A 20,134-nucleotide genomic window follows, 5' to 3' on the forward strand; every position below is an offset into this window, starting at 1 on the left:
ATTTTGTCTAAAAAAACTGAACATTTTAAATAAAAAAAATCAGAATTATTTTTTTTCTAAAAAATATGAAAAATTTTTTATAATTAGTCGCTGAATATCAATTTTAGGCTTTGATAACTTGTTCTTATACCATTAGATTTTTACGCAAAAAATTGTATCGTATTTGTCTTTCTTCCGATTTATCAAAAAAAAGAGCCCTCATATTGAGGACCCTTGCTAAGCTCTATGCTTTGTAATCGTAAGCTGTTACGATGATTTCTTTCAACTCACTGATCAATGGTTCTTTAGGATTTGCTGTTGTACATTGATCTTCATAAGCCAATTCTGACATACGATCAACTGTTGTATTCAACGTTTCTTGAGTCACGCCTTGCGCTTTCAAGTTCATGTCAATCCCAACTTCTGTTCCTAAGTTGTAAACCGCTTCGATCAACGCTTCAACTAATTCTGCTGTTGTATTGCCTTTAAGTCCTAAGAATTTCGCAATATCTGCATAGTCAGTGTCTGCACGGAAGTAGTCATATTTAGGGAACATCGCATGTTTTTGCGGATCTTTAGCATTGTAACGGATGATATGAGGCAATAGAATTGCGTTCGTACGTCCGTGAGGAATGCCGTATTCTCCACCAATTTTATGTGCGATTGAGTGACAAATTCCCAAGAAGGCATTAGCAAATGCCATACCAGCCATTGCTGATGCGTTATGCATTTTTTCACGCGCTTCTGGATCTGCTGTTTTCACTGATTTATCAAGGTTTTCAAAGACGATCTTGATCGCTTGTAAACTTAAACCACGTGTATAGTCAGAAGCCATAACAGATACATAAGACTCGATTGCGTGAGTCAATACGTCCATACCAGTATCAGCAGTAACTGAAGCAGGTACTGTCATTACAAATTGAGGGTCTACGATCGCTACATCTGGAGTCAATGCGTAGTCTGCTAATGGGTATTTCACATGTGTTTCACTATCTGTAATAACGGCAAATGGTGTTACTTCAGAACCAGTACCAGAAGTTGTTGGGATACATACGAACTGAGTTTTTTCAGGTTTGCCGATATTGTACGTCCGTTTACGGATATCCAAGAATTTTTGTTTCGCGCCGAAGAATGAAGTGTCTGGGTGTTCAAAGAACATCCACATACCTTTCGCCGCATCCATTGCAGAACCACCACCAAGAGCGATTACTGTATCAGGTTGGAAGTCGTTGAATACTTCTAAGCCTTTATAAACAGTGTTTGTTGAAGGGTTAGGTTCAACATCAGAGAAAACTTCGATTTTCACGTCATTTTTACGACGTCCAAGAACTTCGCGAACGATGTCAGCGTAACCGAATTGAACCATACCAGGGTCACAAACTAACATAACACGTTCAACGTTTTCCATTTGTGTCAAATACAATAGAGAGTTCTTTTCGAAGTAGATTTTTGACGGTAATTTAAACCATTGCATATTATTTCTCCGTTTCGCTATAGTTTTAACATTGATTAAGTTAATAGCAGATACGTTCTTAGATACAGAGTTCTTACCGTATGAACCACAACCAAGAGTCAATGATGGGATCATTTCATTGTAGATATCACCGATACCGCCTTCAGCAGATGGTGAATTTACTAAGATACGGCAAGCTTTCATACGCAAACCAAATTTCACTTGCAAGTCTTCGTCTTCAGTATGGATAACCGCTGTATGTCCCAATCCGCCTAATTCAAGCATTCCTTGGCAAAGATCGAATCCATGTACATGATCGTTTGCTTTGATCATTGCTAAAACTGGAGAAAGTTTTTCACGTGATAATGGATAATCAGCGCCTACGCCGTCTAATTCTGCAATCAGAATTTTTGTGCCTGCAGGAACCTTGATACCTGCACGTTGTGCGATATCTTCAGCTGAATGACCAACGATTGCAGGGTTAACTGCATATTTGCCTTCGTTCATTACAGCGTCTTCTAATCTCTTTAATTCTGCTTTTTTCACTACGTATACTTGATGCGCTTGGAATTCAGCTTTCACTTCTTCGTAGACTTCTTTGTCAACGATGACCGCTTGTTCAGAAGCACAGATCATACCATTATCAAATGATTTTGATACGATCAAGTCATTTACTGCACGTTTGATTTTCGCAGTTTTTTCAATATATGAAGGAACGTTACCAGCACCTACACCTAAAGCTGGTTTACCAGTAGAGTATGCTGATTTAACCATGCCTGGTCCGCCAGTCGCAAGAACGATTGCTACGCCAGGGTGGTTCATTAACATTGATGTTGCGTCGATCGATGGCTTTTCGATCCATTGGATACAGTTTTCAGGAGCGCCCGCTGCGATTGCAGCATCACGAACGATACGTGCAGCTTCAGCCGAACATTTTTGAGCACTTGGGTGGAATGCAAATACAATTGGATTCCCTGTTTTTAATGCGATCATTGATTTAAAGATTGTAGTAGAAGTTGGGTTTGTCGTAGGCGTTACCCCACAAACAACTCCGACAGGTCCGGCAACTTCAATTAAGCCTTTTTGTTTGTCTTCGCCGATTACACCAACTGTTTTATCATGTTTAATGCTGTTCCAGATATATTCTGATGCATACATGTTTTTGATGGCTTTATCTTCAACAACTCCGCGGCCAGTTTCTTCAACCGCCATTTTTGCCAACATCATGTGCTTGTCTAGTGCAGCCATTGCCATTTCGTGAACGATATGGTCAACTTTTTCTTGATCGAAATCTTCCATTTCTTTCAGAGCAACATTTGCTTTTGTCGCTAGTTCGTCAATCACTTGCTCAACACTAACCGTGTTTTTTTCCTTTTCAATCGCTTTAGCCATGTGTATCCTCCTAAAAATTTTTGTGTTACTTTTCACATAGATATCATACAACACTGATTCCTGTTTGTAAACAGTTTTTGTGATATTTTTCACACTAATATTTTTTATTAACAAATGCCATTAAAACAATGAGTAAGGAACATCTGTTTTTTTGAGAGATTCAAAAAAGATAGAGACTTCCAAAGAACTTTTTTCACAATGTTTTTTTTTACCAGACAGATTTCTATCTGATTCAAAAAAGATAAATATAAAAAAACTGATCAGCCGTCCTTTGCTAACCAGTTTCGTTTTTAACTATTTTTTTTTGAGAAAGATCCATACTACAGCGAGTAAGCCGCCACCGAGCAGTGAAAGAAACTTATTTTCCGCCATACCAGTTTGCGGATACTGTTTCTTTGTTGAATTTGAAGGTGATTCATTTGTTTGTTCGCCGCTTGCTTTTTGGCTAGTTTCCGTTTCTTTAGGGAATACTTTTTTCACAGGAGCAGCTTTTCCTTCCTTTGTATTTTCCTTTGTCAGTGCCAAGAATTGATCCTCTTTATCAAAAGTAAATTCTAGCGGGTCACTATCAAGTTGATAGCCTTCTGGAGCCCCTACTTCTACCAAAGAGTAGTTACCTGCAGGCAGCGGGTTAATATGAAGCTTTCCATTTTCATCGGTAATTAGTTCTTTTCGAAGATACAACTCCTCTCCTTCTGCATTTTTCAATTCGAACTTGGCTCCTTGAAGTTTATCGCCTGTCGATGAATCTATTTTGGTTAAAGTAATTCCTTTCTCATCTTTCGTCTCTTCTTCAGAGGTGGAAGAAGATGATGATGGTGCTGCCTGATACTTCATTGCATTTTCTTTAGCTTTTTGTTTTGCAGCAGGTTTCTCTTGGGGTTCTTTTCTCATTTGAGGAATCGCCAGCGCAGGGACAGCCACAAACTCATTTGAAAACTGTTCTTTCACTGTCGGTCGATTCAAAATCAAAAAGCGGGCTGTTTGAGTGTTTTCAATTTGGTATTCGTACTGATCTCCTTCTCCCGCTCCTCCTGTAATCACCGTTGAATAACTTGGATTGGTTATTTCCCGAATCAAATAGCTGTGATTATCTTTTAACAGCGAAGACCACCCCATCGCCCCCGTATTTCCGTCAATTCTATCTAGATACTCTCCTTGAGCTGTTTTATTTTTGTAAAAAACTACATTGACTGGATCATTTTTTTGACTCAGCTTTCTTTCTGTAATTCCATAAGCGATAGGATTTATTGATTCGCTCTTATCTACAAGTACATATTCAAAGTTTTTAAAATCCTTTAGAGCTTCAACCCCTTCTACTTTGGTTACCACCTGAATCAAATCATCGATTGGAGTCCGTAAATCAACAATTTCTAATGTCGAACTATTGAGAAAGTCATTTCCGCCTAAGTTGATTTTATTACCTGCCTTTATCGCTTTCAGCTTGACCGTTAATTTCAGATTGTTCAGCATTGTCTGACTGACAGCCTGTTTATTTAGTGTCACGGTAAAATAATTTTTACTTAATGAGCCCAGTCCAAAGATTTCATTCGTCGTCCCATCTTTTAGTTGGAGTGATGGCGGGTTTTCGTGGCTGCTAAAATAGTGATCATCTGGCAAAGAAACAGTAAAGGTATCTCCTGGTCTAATCTCATCATTTTTCTCTTGATTGATTTTTACTGTGTAATTCATTTGAACGATATCATCCACATGGATCTTGTTTTCTTCCGAAACTTCGCCGCCAGTATCTTTTACCAGCTTCAGATCAATAAGACTGATTTTATCTGAAATATCGTTTGCAGCGGTCGAGACTATCGGACATATCGTTCCCATAGTCACCGCATAGGACCCTAGCAGTAAAATCAACATCAGAACAGACAAAATGCTTTTCCTCATTCTTTTCCCCTCCCATAAATTCCCTCTCTCCTAGTCAAAAATAGAATATTTATCCTGAAATTCATTGTTCCGATGAACAGTCTTTAATGAATCTCTGTCTAACACATCGCTTTTCCTTATTTTCTCAAAAAATGAGGGGTAACTGAGCTGTTTTTCAAATCTTATCTTTCTTAATTTTTAGTCTTAGTAAGTAATCTGGTTTTTTATACAACGCAAAAAAAGCGCGTATAAAAATACGCGCTTCCCAGCAGAAAATATTAATGTAAGAAATAATTCCTACTTATCTTCGGTTTTATCTTCAGGTGTTTCTTCAACTACGGTTTCAACTGGCTCTGTTGTTTCTGGTTCAACAACTTTTGTTTCAACAGGCGCTGCAGCAGGACGTACACCTGATTGAACCGTTCTGATTGAAGAACGATCGAATACTAGGTAGATTCCTTCACAGTCCAAAGTAACTGTCTTGTCGCCGCTGTTGATTTCAGAAATCACACCATGCAAGCCGCCAATCGTTACAACACTGTCGCCAACTTTCATTGCATCTAATACACCTTGACGTTCTTGCTGTTGTTTCTTTTGAGAACGGTTCATCATGAAGAACATTCCCAGCATCAACACAAGTAAGATAATCATTGAAAAGTTTCCCATTTTTAAATTTCCCCTCGCAATCTTAGTAATTCCACTTTTAACTGTAACAAAGTTTTCAATCTTTCACTAGAGTTTTTATCTATCCTTTAAAAACTTTTTGCGTTTTGCTTGTTAAAGCCGTATTCTTCAAAGAATGCTTGGCGGAATTCTAATAAATTATCATCCATAATCGCTTGACGCACTTGCTTCATCAAGTTGATCAAGAAATATAGATTATGATAAGAGGTTAAACGAATACCAAAGGTTTCATCACAATGGATCAAGTGACGAATATACGCCCGAGTATAATTACGACAAGTATAGCAGTCACACTTTTCATCCAAAGGACGGAAGTCATGAGCATACTTCGCGTTTTTAACAACCAAGCGTCCAGCAGATGTCATACATGTCCCATTACGAGCGATACGTGTCGGCAATACACAGTCGAACATATCAACACCGCGAATAACACCGTCAATCAATGAATCCGCCGCACCGACGCCCATCAAGTAGCGAGGTTTGTTTTCTGGAATCAACGGAGTAGTAAATTCCAATACACGATTCATTTCTTCTTTTGGTTCACCAACAGAGAGGCCGCCGATAGAGTAACCAGGGAAATCCATGCTTACTAGATCCTTCGCGCTTTGGCGACGCAGATCCTCAAAACCGGCACCTTGAATAATTCCAAATAATCCTTGTGTTGCTGGATTGGCGTGAGCATTCAGGCCGCGTTCAGCCCAACGTGAAGTACGTTCTACCGATTTTTTGACATAATCGTAGCTTTCGTCAAATGGCGGGCATTCATCAAAGCTCATCATGATATCTGAGCCTAATTTGTTTTGAATGTCGATCGCTTTTTCTGGTGACAAGAACATTTTTGATCCATTCAAGTGATTTTTAAAATGAACGCCTTCTTCAACGATATTACGCATATCAGCTAATGAGAAAACTTGGAAACCGCCAGAATCTGTTAAGATCGGTTGATCCCAATTCATAAATTTGTGCAGTCCGCCTGCTTCAGCAACTAAATCTTCGCCAGGACGCAACCAAAGATGGTACGTGTTACTTAAGATGATACCGGCTCCCATCTCTTTTAAATCCTCAGGAGACATTGTTTTTACGGTAGCCAGCGTGCCTACGGGCATGAACATTGGTGTTGGAAATGTTCCATGAGGCGTGATGATTTCTCCAAGACGCGCCCCTGTATGTTTTTCTTTCTTTATTAAACGATAAGAAATGGCAGGTTCAGTCATTTAATTTCCTACTTTCTTCTATATGTATGTGTTTGCAACTTGTATCATAATACTGGTTTTAACCTGCTTTTGCAACTTTCCGTGAGCAGCTTAAGACTTCCTATAGGAAGAAAAACAGTATTGTTCATAATAGTACAAAGTTTGTTTTTTTAATTTTATTCAAATAAAACAAAATAGCACATTCCGCTCTTTCGATAATATTTAAACAGATTATTGGCAATCGAAAATCCCCTCACGATCGTTTTTAGCCTATACCAAATTATTTAACTGGAATTATTTTAATATTATTCTAATTTTATAATATTTACATTTCCTTATTGTGAAATGAATATTTAATTAAAGGAAGCGTTTACATTTAGAGCTATACCAATTATGATGGATGTGTAAAAAAATATTAGGAGGTAAGAAATGGTTAAAGCGGCAGAGAAGAAGAAGGAACCAATCGATGTTGAGGCTATGGTCAATGACCTAGCAACGAAAGGAAACGACGCATTAAAGGTTTTATCTAGCTTTGATCAAGAAAAAGTGGACCATATCGTTCACGAAATGGCGATGGCAGCACTGGACAAACACATGTTGTTGGCAAAAATGGCAGTAGATGAAACGGGTCGTGGGGTTGTTGAGGACAAAGCAATCAAAAATATGTATGCTTCCGAATACATCTGGAACAATATCAAACACGATAAGACCGCCGGGGTGATCTACGAGGACAAACAAAAGCACCTTGTCCAGATAGCTGAGCCTGTGGGGGTTATTTGCGGTGTAACACCGACTACTAATCCAACGTCAACGACTGTTTTCAAATCGCTGATTGCGATTAAGACTCGTAATCCGATTGTCTTCGCTTTCCATCCAAGCGCACAAAAATGTTCGGCAGAGGCAGCTCGAATCGTGCGTGACGCGGCTGTTGCGGCGGGGGCTCCTGAAAATTGTATTCAATGGATTGAAACACCTTCACTTGATGCAACCCAAGGATTAATGAATCATCCCGGCATTGCGATTGTCTTAGCAACCGGAGGCGGCGCAATGGTCAAATCGGCTTACTCGACCGGGAAGCCCGCTTTAGGTGTAGGACCAGGGAACGTGCCATCTTATATCGAGAAAACCGCTAATATCAAACGCGCGGTCAATGATTTACTTGTATCAAAAACCTTTGACAGCGGAATGATTTGTGCTTCTGAACAAGCGGTCATCGTTGACAAAGAAATCTATGAAGGTGTGAAGAAAGAATTCCAAGCACATCAGGTTTACTTCGTTAAGAAAAATGAATTGCGTCAATTAGAAGCTGTTGTCATGAACGAAGGAAAGTATGCAGTTAATCCTAAAATCGTCGGCTTCTCCGCTAAAGCAATTGCTGACTTAGCAGGTATCGGAGTTCCAGAAGGCACCAAGATGCTGATTGCGGAGTTAGACGGAGTCGGCCCGGATTATCCGCTTTCTCGTGAAAAATTATCACCTGTTCTAGCAATGATCAAATCGAATAATACCGAGCATGGTCTTGATTTATCTGAAGGGATGCTGGAGTTAGGCGGACTCGGTCATACAGCAGTAATCCATACAGAAGATCCCGATGTTGAATTAGATTTCAGTTTGCGTATGAAAGCATGTCGGATATTGGTCAACTCACCATCTTCTGAAGGCGGCATCGGTGATATCTACAATGAATTGATTCCATCACTAACGTTGGGCTGCGGCTCTTATGGGAAGAACTCAGTCTCTCATAACGTCTCTGCTCTTGACTTGATCAATATCAAAACTGTAGCGAAACGGAGAAAAAACATGCAATGGTTTAAACTTCCACCAAAGATCTACTTTGAAAAGAACTCTCTATTGTATCTGGCTCAAATGGAAAATGTGGAACGTGTCATGCTTGTTTGTGATCCAGGTATGGTTCAATTTGGTTATGCTGACATCGTACGGGAAGCCCTCGGCAGACGTAAAAATGATGTGAAAGTAGAAGTCTTCTCTGATGTTGAACCAAATCCTTCTACGAATACTGTATACAAAGGGTTAGAAATGATCGTAAACTTCCAACCTGACACGATCATCGCGCTTGGTGGTGGTTCTGCGATGGATGCGGCGAAAGGCATGTGGATGTTCTTTGAACACCCAGATACGTCATTCTTCGGCGCGAAACAAAAATTCTTGGATATTCGTAAACGGACTTACGGTATTGCGCCTCCAGAAAAAACACAATTAGTTTGTATTCCGACTACTTCTGGTACTGGTGCCGAAGTAACACCGTTTGCGGTTATTACAGATAGCGAAACCCATGTGAAATACCCATTGGCGGATTATGCCTTAACGCCAAACGTGGCGATCATTGATCCACAATTTGTCTTAACTTTACCTAAGTCGATCGCGGCGGATACAGGGATGGATGTGTTGACTCACGCAATCGAGTCATACGTTTCAGTAATGGCATCAGATTATACGCGCGGCTTAAGCTTGCAAGCCATCAAGATCGTCTTCGATTACCTTGAAGAATCGGTTAAGACTGGCGATGAGACTGCTCGCGAAAAAATGCATAACGCCTCAGCAATGGCTGGTATGGCATTCGCTAATGCCTTCTTGGGAATTTGTCACTCAATCGCACATAAAATTGGTGGAGAATACGGCATTCCTCACGGACGTACGAACGCAATTCTATTGCCTCATATCATCCGTTACAATGCCAAAGATCCGCAAAAACATGCGATGTTCCCTAAATATGACTACTTCCGTGCAGACACTGATTACGCAGATATCGCGAAATTCTTAGGCTTGAAAGGAAAAACAACAGAAGAATTAGTGGAAGCATTAATTACAGAAGTTTATGAACTGGGCTTGAAGGTCGGTATCGACATGAGCTTGAAAGCACAAGGCGTGACGCAAGAAACCTTGGATTCAACGGTAGATCGGATGGCTGAATTGGCTTATGAAGATCAATGTACAACTGCCAATCCAAAAGAACCATTGATCAGCGAATTGAAAGGAATTATCGTGACAGCTTACGATTACAAAGCGTAATACGGCAGGATCGTTTTACTCCTAAGCAGTGGTCATCACTGCAAAAAAACCTTCGATGATTTTCGTCATCGAAGGTTTTTTAGTTTAAATATTTTCCGGATCTACTTCGGGTGCTTTATGGAACTTGATCAATTCAGTCACAACAATCGGAACTATGGATAGCAAGATCGCAATTACCCAATGATTCATGCTGATCGGAACAAGATAGAACAGTTCCTGAGTTTGCGGAATCAAAGCAATCGCTGTTGTGATCCCAAGCGCTAACCAAGCCATTTGTGCCAATGATTTGTTCGTTGCCAAATCGATTTTGAAGATCGATTTGCTGCTGCGTACATTAAAGACATGCAAGATCGACGAGAACGCCAACACTAGAAATGCCACTGTTTGACCAACTTCTAAGCTTGGTGGTGTAAAGTAGCTGACATGCTCAACAAATGCCCCAATGTAAAAACCAATCAAAGTCACAACCGTAAAGATCGCAGCATTTAGACCGATCTTCTGCCATAACCCGCGAGCAAAGATTCCCTCATCACGAGGAATCGGTTTTTCATCCATGATTCCAGCTTCTGCCGGTTCTCTACCTAAGGCAAAACCTGGCAATCCATCGGCTACTACGTTAACAAACAACAATTGAACAGCTGTAAACGGTGCTCCCCAACCAAGCAGCATCGCAATGACTACGATAAAGATCTCAGAGATATTACAGCTCAACAAGAAATTGATCGCTTTACGGATTCCTTGATAAACTGACCGTCCACGAGCTACCGCATCAACGATCGTCGCAAAATTGTCATCGGTCAATACCATATCGGCCGCACCTTTGGCCACGTCCGTTCCGGTAATCCCCATTGCACAACCTACATCACTAGCTTTCAAAGCCGGCGCATCATTTACGCCATCACCGGTCATCGCTACAACCGCACCTGTTCGTTGCCAAGATTTAACGATTCGGATCTTATCTTCCGGCGTCACTCGTGCATAAACAGACAAGTTCTTCACTCGGCCGTCTAACTCTTCATCGGTCATTTTTTGCAGTTGAGCCCCAGAAATCGCTTCTTTACGACTCTTCATAATGCCAAGTTCTTTGGCGATCGCTCCAGCAGTTACAACATGGTCTCCTGTGATCATGACTGTTTTGATCCCTGCTTTTTTAGCACGCGCAATCGCGGCTTTTGATTCTGGACGCGGCGGATCGATCATTCCGATCAGACCCATCAAACGCAGATTCTTTTCCAACGCTTCCGAGGTAATTTCTTTCGGCTCTTCTTCATGGATCGCATAGCCCACAGCAATAACCCGCAAGGCTTTTTTCCCAAAGCGGTCATTAACAATCGCAGCCTGATCTACATCGCCATAATGAAATTTTGGTAGTAAAACATCGAAAGCACCTTTAGTGATGGAAATAAATTTTTTCCCGCGCTTATGTACTGTCGTCATCATCTTTCGCTCAGAGTCGAAAGGTATTTCTCCAATTCGCGGATATTTTTCTTCCAATTCAGCTTTCGTATGGTAATTTTCTTCTACTGCACGAACAATCGCAGCTTCTGTCGGATTTCCTTTGATTTCCAATTCATTGTCATCATTTTCTACAACAACATCGGTACACAAAGCCGCAATACTTAAGACTTCCATTGCCTCTTCCGTCATACCCTCTTCAGTATCTACGACAGAATCGCCATGCGTCCATACTCGACGGACCCGCATTTTATTTTGTGTCAAGGTACCAGTTTTATCTGAACAAATGACATTGGCTGAACCAAGTGTTTCCACCGCAGGCAATCGACGAATAATCGCATTTTTCTGTGCCATCTTCTGGACGCCAAATGCCAAAGTCAGTGTCACAATAACGGTCAATGTTTCCGGAACAGCGGCTACTGCTAAAGAAATCGCCGTGATGAACATATCCAACATTGGTTCGCCTTGCATCTCTCCGATGAAAAACACAAAAGCCGCAGCTGCCAAAGCGATCAAACTGATTCGTTTGCCTAATTGATTTAATCGTTTTTGCAGAGGTGTTTTTTGATTTTCATCGCTATTTAAGAGTCCAGCAATCTTTCCCATCTCGGTTTCCATGCCCGTTGCAGTAATAATCGCCTTACCGCGGCCATTGACTACAGTCGAACCTTTATAAAGCATATTCAAACGATCGCCTAATGCATCATCTGCTTCTCCCAGATATTCCGAGTCTTTCATGACTGGTTCGCTTTCACCTGTCAATGCTGATTCTTCCACTCGCAGCTGTGATGCTTCTGCAATACGAGCGTCAGCAGTAATCATCGAACCGGATTCCAGTAATAATGTATCTCCTGGTACTAATTCTTCAGCGTCAATCTCCTGCTGCTTACCGTCACGTATAACAGTGGCCGTTTGTTTGTTCATATCCTGTAATGCGGATAATGCCTTTTCTGCATTGCCTTCTTGAACAATTGCTAAAACTGAGTTGATCACGACAATCGCAATGATCAAAAAGCTCTCAAAATAGTCGCCATGATCAGTAGCAATCGCGGTGTACAGCGATATCACTGCTGCCACCAATAATATAATCGTAGTGAAATCCGTCAGACTATGGAAAAACTTTTTCGCCAATGATTCCTTCGGCGCTTCTTCAAATTTATTTTTTCCGTTATTTTTTATTTTTTCTTCAACACTATTCTCTGTCAGTCCATTATCTAAATCAGCTTGATATTCACTGATCACGGCATCAACCGTCTCTTTGTAGGGTTCCATCCTATTCCTCCTTGCGTTATAAAAAACCTCTTTATATATTTACTATAACACAGAAAAGACACAGAACTCAAAGTATACACCTTGTCCTTTCGTCAAAAAGTAACAAAAAGAAACATTCAAAATAACTAAGTGTAATCGCTTCCAAAAACTACTGAGTTGTGCTATATTATAGATACAAGGAAGGAGGAACTTAGATCATTCGAAGGATTTCTCGATAAGAAAGTAGAAAAAAGTAAACAATAAAAATTGTTAGTAATACAAGATTCACCTAAAAGTTGTTAATAGTATGCGTGTGAAGTATTTCCTTATAAATAGTGAATGCGTATCACAGGTTGAGTAGTACATCAAACACACAAGTAAAAAGATACGTAAGTTAGAAAAGTTTCTTTAAAACTGAATAAAAGTGAAAACGTAGTAAAAACAAATATTTATGTTTATAGTCAAGAAATTCATGTAATACTTTGCATGTATCATAAAAGTAATATAAAATTCGAATGAACTAATCCTTCCGATATTCTAAGAGCCAGGCAGTCGAGAGCCTGGCTTTTTTGCTGCTCAGAAAGGCCAACGAAAAAATTCGTTGGCCTTTCTTCTATTATTTAACAAACATTGCATCGCCAAAGCTGAAGAAACGATACCGTTCTTCAATCGCATGATGGTAAGCAGCTAATGTTTCTTCGCGTCCCGCAAATGCACTCACTAACATTACTAAAGTTGATTTAGGTAAATGAAAGTTCGTCGAAAAGGCTTGGACAATTTTAAACTCATATCCCGGCGTAATAAAGATATCGGTCCAACCGCTGTCGGCCTTAATCTCGCCATCGAATTTCGTTCCGATTGTTTCCAAAGTACGGATCGAAGTGGTTCCAACCGCAATGATTTTCCCGCCAGCAGCACGAACATCATTCAATTGAGCCGCTGCTTCTTCCGTCAAACGATAGAATTCACTATGCATTTGATGTTCGGAAATATTGTCTACACTGACAGGGCGGAAGGTTCCCAGTCCAACATGCAATGTCAAATAGACCAACTTCACACCCTTTGCTGCAATTCTTTCTAGTAGTTCGGGGGTAAAATGCAACCCTGCAGTCGGAGCTGCTGCCGAACCGTTCTCTTTTGCATAAACAGTTTGATAACGTTCTGGATCTTCCAAGCGCTCTTTGATATAAGGCGGCAACGGCATTTCACCTAGTGATTCCAAATTCTCTAAGAAAATACCTTCATAAGTAAATTCCACGATTCGTCCGCCGTGCTCCAGTTCTTCCATAACTTCTGCTCGCAAACGACCATCACCAAAGACGATCTGAGTACCGACTTTTGCCCGACGTGCAGGCTTAATCAAGGTCTCCCATTCATCTCCTTGTGTGTTGTTCAGCAGCAAGACTTCTAGATGACCTCCCGTTTCAGGCTTTTCTCCATACAAACGAGCCGGTAAAACGCGTGTGTCATTCATGACTAGAGCGTCCCCAGGATTCAACTCCTCAAGGATCTCATCAAAATGCTTATCTGAAATATGACCCGTTTCTCGATCTAAGACTAGCAATCGTGAACTGTCGCGCTTTTCTAGAGGGGTCTGGGCAATTAATTCTTCTGGTAAATCAAAATCAAAATCTTCTGTGGTTAACATAGCTTCTCCTCTTTTCCTCCGCTATTCTATCACGGAGCATTCCCATTGAAAAGTACAGCGGCGTTTCCTTTCTCATGAATGGATTAAAAAAAAATGATCCCATTTGAAAAGAATTCTTTCGATTATTAAAAAATTGTTTTTTTATTCTCTCATTCAATCTTCCTTTATGATAAACAACCCATGTAAACACGACAAAGAAAACGTTATTTAATGATCAAAAATAATGATTTCCATCGCGATGTATTGACCAAAACAAATCAGTCTATTTGTTTTTAATCGTCCTTTGTTGCATACTTAAATTATAAGTATGTTAAATTTTTTACATTCAAGATGCCGTTTTGCTAGTTTCAGGATGCGCCTTTCGCCGCATATTTTTACAAGATTCGTTGGATTATATGCAATCGATTTTGAGAATAAATTTTGTAAAATCCTTTCTCATTTTCGCAGGTGCAGACCTTGTTCGGCCGAGAGAACATTTCAGCATACGGATTGGAATCAGGAATAATTTTTCATTAGAACGACTAGTTTTTTAATATGAAGAAGGAGTGAAAAAATGATTGAATTTGACCACGTTTCCAAAATATACAATGGAAATAAAGTAGCAGTTGAAGATATTACACTCTCTTTTGATAAGGGAGAATTCATTTGCCTAATCGGAACCAGCGGTAGCGGAAAAACTACGACAATGCGGATGATTAACCGCATGATCGATCCCACAAAAGGCACAATCACTATCAATGGTGAAGATATCCAAAAGAAAAACCCGGTTGAATTACGCCGTCAGATCGGTTACGTCATCCAAAATATTGGTTTAATGCCGCATATGACGATTCGTGACAACATTACTCTCGTACAACGTTTGTTGAAGGTAGACAAAGAAGAGCAAAACAAGACGGCCGAAAAAATGATTGACTTAGTTGAACTGCCGCGCGATATGCTGGATCGTTATCCCCATGAATTATCAGGTGGACAACAGCAACGTATCGGGGTTGTTCGTGCGCTCGCTGCGGACCAAGACGTCATCTTGATGGACGAACCTTTCGGTGCCTTAGATCCGATAACCCGTGATTCTTTACAAGACCTTGTGAAGGACTTGCAAGAACGTCTAGGAAAGACGATCGTTTTCGTTACTCACGACATGGATGAAGCGCTGAAATTGGCCAACCGGATCGCTATCATGGACAACGGAAAAGTGATCCAATTTGATACGCCGGAAAATATTTTGCAGCATCCAGCCAATGAATTTGTAGAAGAACTTTTAGGTGAAGATCGATTGCTGCAAGCAAAACCAGATACCACAACAGTGGGTGAAATCATGATGCATACTGCCGTCTCTATTACACCAGAGAAGAGTTTGCAAAATGCGATTCGTTTGATGCGGGAAAAACGGGTAGATACCTTATTGATCGTCGATGAAGACAATGTTTTAAAAGGCTTTGTTGATGTTGAAACAATCGACCGCGAACGCCGTCATGGCAAGGCCACCAGTATCGGCGATATTATCAATCCAAATGTTTTCTATGTGAAAGAATCCGCACTGGTCCGCGATAGTTTGCAACGGATCCTGAAACGCGGCGTAAAATATGTTCCCGTCGTAAATGACAGCAAACATTTAGTCGGCATCCTAACGAGGGTATCGCTCGTGGATATCATCTATGATGTTCTTTGGGGTGAAGAAGATACTTTCGGAGATGCGGCTGAAAGCATAACAAGTGAGGAGGCGTAATTATGCAAGCATTCATCAATGAATATGGTGGGCAAATGCTGACAAAAAGCGCTGAACATTTGTATATTTCTGCTATTGCGTTAGGACTTGGCATTTTAGTCGCCGTCCCTTTAGGAATTGTCTTAACTCGGCTGCCTAAAATCTCAGGACTCGTGATCGGGATCGCCAGCGTGTTACAAACTGTCCCGTCACTCGCTTTACTGGCATTAATGATCCCATTCTTCGGTGTCGGAAAGCTTCCTGCGATCATCGCTCTGTTTATTTATTCTTTATTGCCGATTTTACGTAATACGTTTATCGGGATGAAAAATGTCGATCGCAATTATCGTGATGTCGCTAAGGGTATGGGAATGACCAATCTGCAATCCATTTTTACGGTGGAATTACCGATCGCGGTCCCAACAATCATGGCGGGGATTCGTTTAGCTGCCGTGTATGTTATCGCGTGGGCTACTTTAGCTTCTTATATCGGCGCAGGTGGTTTAGGTGATTTAATCTTCAGCGGGCTGAACAACTTCCAACCGCCGTTGATTATTGCCGGAACTGTGCCGGTTATTTTGATGGCTTTAATTGTCGATCTGTTATTAGGTCTCCTAGAAGACCACATGACCCCTGCAGCTTTAAGGAAGGAGGAGTAATGCATGAAAAAATTAAAAACATTCGCCTTACTCGGTCTTTCACTCCTATTTCTAAGTAGCTGCTCCTTTCCTGGTTTAGCTTCTAACGATAGCGAAAACACGATTGGGATCACCGGCGGAATTACTTCTGAGACACAAATTTTAGCGAACTTGGTTTCTGGAATGATCAAGCATTATACCGATCTAGATACTACGATTATTAATAATTTGGCCACAACAACGATCAATCATCAAGCGATGATGAACAAAGACGCTTCCATTTCGGCAGCTCGTTATACCGGAACAGACTTAACAACTACCTTAGGCTTGCCAGCGGAAAAAGATCCGAAAAAAGCCTTTGATACGGTTAAAACAGAATTCGAAAAACGATATCATCAAACTTGGTTTTCTTCTTACGGCTTTGACAATACCTATGTTTTCTTAGTTCGTAAAGACACGGCTGAAAAATACAACTTGAAAAAAGTCAGCGATTTGAAAAAACATGCCGGCGAATTGAAGGCCGGGGTCGATACTGCTTGGATCACTCGAGAAGGCGATGGCTATGATGGTTTCAAAGAGACCTATGGCTTTGAGTTTTCTTCGATTTTACCGATGCAGATTGGTCTCGTTTACGATGCCGTTGAAGCAGGCAAAATGGATATTGTTTTAGGCTACTCAACAGATGGACGGATTGCCAGCTACGACTTGGTTATGCTGGAAGATGACTTACATTTCTTCCCGCCTTACGATGCAGCGGCGATCGCCACCGATGAGGTATTAGCGAAAAATCCAAAAATTCGGACAGCTTTAAAACGTCTGGAAGGAACAATCAATACTAGAGAAATGCAAAAACTAAACTATCGTGCAGATAATGATTTAGTGGAACCTTCTGTTATTGCTGAAGATTTCCTAAAACAACACAACTATTTCGAGAAGGAGTGAAGCAACAATGGAAAACATGAATACGTTCCAACAATTTATTGACTATTTCCAAACCAATGGTGCCTATGTTTTCAGTCAGTTTGTACGTCACTTCCTGATTTCGATCTACGGGGTATTGTTTGCGGCAATCGTCGGAATTCCAATTGGGATTTTTATTTCTAAACATTACAAGTTGGCTAATTGGGTGATTCGGATCGCTAATGTGATCCAAACAATCCCTTCACTAGCTATGATCTCAATTTTGATGATCGGATTAGGTCTCGGAGTAAACGTCGTAATCTTGACCGTCTTCTTATACTCGCTACTGCCAATCATCAAAAACACCTACACCGGGATGCGCCAAGTCGATAAAAACGCCCTGGATGTCGGAACTGGTATGGGAATGACTTCTTGGCAGCGGCTTTATATGATTGAATTGCCGCTTTCTGTTTCAGTCATTATGGCTGGGATTCGAAACGCTCTAGTGGTCGCTATCGGGATCACTGCTATCGGGGCTTTCGTCGGCGCTGGCGGCTTGGGTGATATCATCATCCGCGGTACCAACGCGACAGATGGAACATCCTTGATCTTGGCAGGTGCATTGCCAACTGCCTTGATGGCTATCTTGACTGACTGGATTTTAAGTATCGTTGAACGAAAACTGGACCCAGCAACTAAAACAAGTAAGTAAAAAAAGCGACGCCGCTTGAAGAATTTTTCTTCGAGCGGCGTCGCTTTTTCTATTCGTCTAACTATTCAACAATTCGTAGCCAACTTCTTCGTCACAGATCAAGACATTGATTAATTTCCCATTGATTGCACCCAAAGTTGCCGTTGCCCGTTTTTTCGAACACACAGCGCCGATACTGATCGGTGCTAAGCGCAGCGAATCTAATCCGCTGGAAATCGGGAACTGATTACGGTATTGAATTTCTTTTCCTTCAATATCAAAGGCCCGGCCAATCATCGTTCCCACGGCTCCTTCAGCCACTAGATCATTCAGATCACGATTATCTAAGATTCCCGAAGAAACTAGCGTATTTCGTGTCGTCTCGATGTTGCCGACTCCGCTAAATGCGACATCGATTTTTCGCCCTAGCGAAATATTCAAATCGATTTGCGGTTGAGCCAGCAGCTCTTCTTGCAACTTCCGTGAATTAACGAATGCTGGTGCATTGAAAAATTCATGTCGACCATTTAATTTTTGGGCTAAACGAAAAACCAATTCATTGCCGTCCATCACCGTACGATTTGGACCTAAACTTCCCGTCAGTTGAACAACATGAACATTTTTTAAATCATGTGCTGGAAAGTTTTTTACCATTTTTTCAACGGTCGCGCCCCATGAGATCCCTAGTATTTTATCATCAGATAATGCACTGCTGATATAATCTGCCGAAGCTTTCCCCACATTGTCTAAATCATAATCATATTCGCCTAACCCTTTGACAACGATGACCTCTAGCAAATCAAACTTTTCTTTTAGTTGCATCATCAATGTATTGTTGCGCTCAAAAGGTGCTTCAATAGAGATTTTAACAATTTGTTTTTCTCTTGCTTCCTCCAGCATTCTGGAAATGGATGGACGTGATACCCCAATTATTTTCGCAATATCGTTTTGGTTCATCCTATCTAAATAGTACAGTTCTGCTACTTTTAATAATTTAGAAATATCATTCGCCATTTTTTCCTCCTAGTTCAAATACTGGACTGACATCCTATAAGCCTGTAATAAAGTCATCAATAATTTCTAACGCTTTCACTACGCCGTCTTCATCATTGGTCGGGCAGTGCCACCTAGCCGCCCGTTTTAATTCACTCGTTGCATTTCCCATTGCGATGGATTGGGAAAATAATTCAAAAGATGAGAGGTCGTTCCCATTATCCCCAACTACAAATACCTCATTCGCTGATAGGCCATAATAACGAGCCAACTCAGCCAAAGAATTCCCCTTGCTCACATTTTTCTTAGAAAATTCAAGCATGGTCGGGTATCCTTGAACACACGAATATTGTTGCGAAAAACGTTGTTCTATCTGACTTTTATTCTGTTTTATTATATCTGGGTTATCACAAATAAGCAATTTTGAATATTTTTCATTCTGTGCATTTTTTTCGATTGGACAAACCGTCAGCTGATTGTTTGTCAAAAAACAAAATTCTAAGGTTCCAAGATTTATCGTAGGAAACGAAGTCCACGCTCCTTGTTCATTTACCGCTATGCAAGTCAGACCTACCTCTTGGCAGAAGGCGGTTAATTCTTGATACTCCGAAAAATCAAGCAGCTCTTCTACTAGTTTCTCACCGCCCGCATTTTGCACTAATGCACCATTAGCAACAACATGATAACCATCGGCTATCCCAACCGCTTGAGCGTGTGGACTTACCCCCGACATTGGACGTCCTGAACAAAAAGCGAATGTATAGTTTTTGCTTTCTGCTCTTTGGCGGATCGCTTCAGCTACATTACGGGTCAACCTTCCACTAGAATTCAGCGCCGTTCCGTCAAGATCTAAAGCCACTAAAATCATCAGAATTTCCTTTCAAAAAAAGACTGGACAAGCTATCCAGCCTTTCAGTTATTATTTTCCCATCTCTTTTAACGCTTTTAAGGCAGCGTCTAAAAATGTTTCTTCATCAAGTCCGGTTAATAATCCAACCGAATTAATTTGAGGAATTCCTTCCGCATCCGCAGGATCAATTGGGCTGGTAAAAGCGATAATATCAATATCACCATTAGAGACCGCACCTTTGACCATACCAGGATTTACTTCTTGGATTTCTACTTCGTACCCATGTTCCTCCAGTAATTCTACAATTCGTTCACCAACCATAGCCGAACTTACCGTCCCTGAACCGCATACAGATAAAACTTTAATTTCTGTCATCTCTAAACCTCCTATTTTTAAG

General features: G+C 40.8%; 14 protein-coding genes. 5 read left to right on the top strand and 9 right to left on the bottom strand.

Annotated elements, in window-relative coordinates; all coding sequences use genetic code 11:
* Window positions 1-223 precede the first annotated feature (223 nt).
* The 4 genes from adhE (I585_RS08155) to tgt all read right to left on the bottom strand — a co-directional run bounded on the left by adhE (I585_RS08155) (window position 224) and on the right by tgt (window position 6,597).
* Complete coding sequence (adhE, locus tag I585_RS08155) at window positions 224-2,824, bottom strand: bifunctional acetaldehyde-CoA/alcohol dehydrogenase (RefSeq protein ID WP_010742853.1); 2,601 nt, start codon at window positions 2,822-2,824, stop codon at window positions 224-226.
* 294 nt (window positions 2,825-3,118) lie between these two features.
* The gene (locus tag I585_RS08160; RefSeq protein ID WP_010742852.1) at window positions 3,119-4,720 is read right to left on the bottom strand and encodes a prealbumin-like fold domain-containing protein; all 1,602 of its coding nucleotides are present in this window, start codon (window positions 4,718-4,720) and stop codon (window positions 3,119-3,121) included.
* Window positions 4,721-4,996: 276 nt separating this feature from the next.
* On the bottom strand, window positions 4,997-5,365 hold the full coding sequence (yajC, locus tag I585_RS08165) for a preprotein translocase subunit YajC (RefSeq protein WP_010742851.1): 369 nt from the start codon (window positions 5,363-5,365) through the stop codon (window positions 4,997-4,999).
* Window positions 5,366-5,451: 86 nt separating this feature from the next.
* Window positions 5,452-6,597, bottom strand: coding sequence for a tRNA guanosine(34) transglycosylase Tgt (tgt, locus tag I585_RS08170; protein WP_010742850.1), 1,146 nt, complete (start codon window positions 6,595-6,597; stop codon window positions 5,452-5,454).
* A 408-nt stretch (window positions 6,598-7,005) separates the two neighbouring features.
* Between tgt and adhE (I585_RS08175) the strand changes: the two genes are divergently transcribed.
* Entirely contained in the window at window positions 7,006-9,606 is a 2,601-nt protein-coding gene (gene adhE, locus I585_RS08175) for a bifunctional acetaldehyde-CoA/alcohol dehydrogenase (RefSeq protein WP_010742849.1), read from the top strand.
* A gap of 84 nt (window positions 9,607-9,690) precedes the next feature.
* Here adhE (I585_RS08175) and I585_RS08180 read toward each other — a convergent pair whose 3' ends face one another.
* Entirely contained in the window at window positions 9,691-12,333 is a 2,643-nt protein-coding gene (locus I585_RS08180) for a cation-translocating P-type ATPase (RefSeq protein WP_010742848.1), read from the bottom strand.
* 595 nt (window positions 12,334-12,928) lie between these two features.
* A complete protein-coding gene (gene queA, locus I585_RS08185) occupies window positions 12,929-13,960 on the bottom strand; it encodes a tRNA preQ1(34) S-adenosylmethionine ribosyltransferase-isomerase QueA (RefSeq protein ID WP_010742847.1) in 1,032 nt (343 codons plus the stop codon).
* Between the two features lie 553 nt (window positions 13,961-14,513).
* Between queA and I585_RS08190 the strand changes: the two genes are divergently transcribed.
* Genes I585_RS08190 through I585_RS08205 form a run of 4 tightly spaced genes read left to right on the top strand, consistent with a single transcriptional unit; the run spans window position 14,514 to window position 17,915 of the window.
* Window positions 14,514-15,686, top strand: coding sequence for a betaine/proline/choline family ABC transporter ATP-binding protein (locus I585_RS08190; protein ID WP_010742846.1), 1,173 nt, complete (start codon window positions 14,514-14,516; stop codon window positions 15,684-15,686).
* A gap of 2 nt (window positions 15,687-15,688) precedes the next feature.
* Window positions 15,689-16,324, top strand: coding sequence for an ABC transporter permease (locus I585_RS08195; protein WP_010742845.1), 636 nt, complete (start codon window positions 15,689-15,691; stop codon window positions 16,322-16,324).
* 3 nt (window positions 16,325-16,327) lie between these two features.
* Window positions 16,328-17,245: an osmoprotectant ABC transporter substrate-binding protein gene (locus I585_RS08200; RefSeq protein ID WP_010742844.1), complete on the top strand. Its 918-nt coding sequence runs from the start codon at window positions 16,328-16,330 to the stop codon at window positions 17,243-17,245.
* A 7-nt stretch (window positions 17,246-17,252) separates the two neighbouring features.
* Entirely contained in the window at window positions 17,253-17,915 is a 663-nt protein-coding gene (locus I585_RS08205; protein ID WP_010742843.1) for an ABC transporter permease, read from the top strand.
* Between the two features lie 57 nt (window positions 17,916-17,972).
* Here the strand turns inward: I585_RS08205 and I585_RS08210 are convergent, their stop codons facing one another.
* From I585_RS08210 to I585_RS08220, 3 genes are read right to left on the bottom strand one after another with little or no spacing between them, the layout of a single operon-like run.
* The gene (locus I585_RS08210; RefSeq protein ID WP_010742842.1) at window positions 17,973-18,908 is read right to left on the bottom strand and encodes a sugar-binding transcriptional regulator; all 936 of its coding nucleotides are present in this window, start codon (window positions 18,906-18,908) and stop codon (window positions 17,973-17,975) included.
* 34 nt (window positions 18,909-18,942) lie between these two features.
* Complete coding sequence (locus I585_RS08215) at window positions 18,943-19,755, bottom strand: Cof-type HAD-IIB family hydrolase (RefSeq protein ID WP_010742841.1); 813 nt, start codon at window positions 19,753-19,755, stop codon at window positions 18,943-18,945.
* A gap of 51 nt (window positions 19,756-19,806) precedes the next feature.
* Entirely contained in the window at window positions 19,807-20,112 is a 306-nt protein-coding gene (locus I585_RS08220) for a PTS sugar transporter subunit IIB (protein ID WP_010742840.1), read from the bottom strand.
* Between the last annotated feature and the right edge of the window lie 22 nt (window positions 20,113-20,134).

The sequence above is a fragment of the Enterococcus malodoratus ATCC 43197 genome, assembly GCF_000407185.1.
In the GTDB taxonomy this organism is placed as follows: Bacteria; Bacillota; Bacilli; order Lactobacillales; family Enterococcaceae; genus Enterococcus_A; species Enterococcus_A malodoratus.